This window comes from Aminobacter sp. P4_D5, assembly GCF_056401815.1.
Window position 1 is genome coordinate 1 of record NZ_JBFUIP010001285.1, and the last position, 538, is coordinate 538.

The following is a 538-nucleotide window of genomic DNA, read 5'->3' on the forward strand; positions in this document are numbered from 1 at the left end:
ATGTTTAACCATTACCCACGGCTCGAGGAACGCCCTTAGCCTCCAGCCCGCGAACCCTCCGCCGAACCTACAAGCCTCGTGGAATGTCGCCCTTACCCGTAGCAGAAACCTGTCGCGGAGACCTCACGGCTGCTCTGAGTGGCCTGGTGGCCGGCTATGGAGCAGGCTCTAAGCGGGCCGCCGAACGATTTCTCGAAGCTCATCTAGCGACAGCCAACTTCTCTTTGCGTGGATCATTCGATGGCAGTTGGCGCAGACGAGAATGAGGTCTGCGATCCTCGTTTTCTCGTCGGGCTTGAGCGTGTGAAGGGGCTTAGTGTGGTGGCATTCGATGAAGCCGCGCCCGCGCTCCCCATAGATCGCTAGGTAGTCGAAGCCACACGCCACGCAGGCGAGCTTGTTTGTGGTTTTCAGCGCCACCTCCTTGCACCGCGCAACGATGGCCTTATTGCGCTCCCGGTAGGTGTGCATGCGGCTCAGCGTCCGGCCTTCCTCGGCCTCCTCGCCGTCATCTGCGAGCCCGACTATCGCCTCCGCC

1 protein-coding gene is annotated in these 538 nt (G+C 61.3%); it reads right to left on the reverse strand.

The genetic code is table 11. The annotated features are described in order from the left end of the window. Positions 1-168 precede the first annotated feature (168 nt). Positions 169-538: HNH endonuclease (locus tag AC1DWF_RS37970; protein ID WP_476843564.1), on the reverse strand; the 370-nt coding region annotated here is incomplete at its 5' end.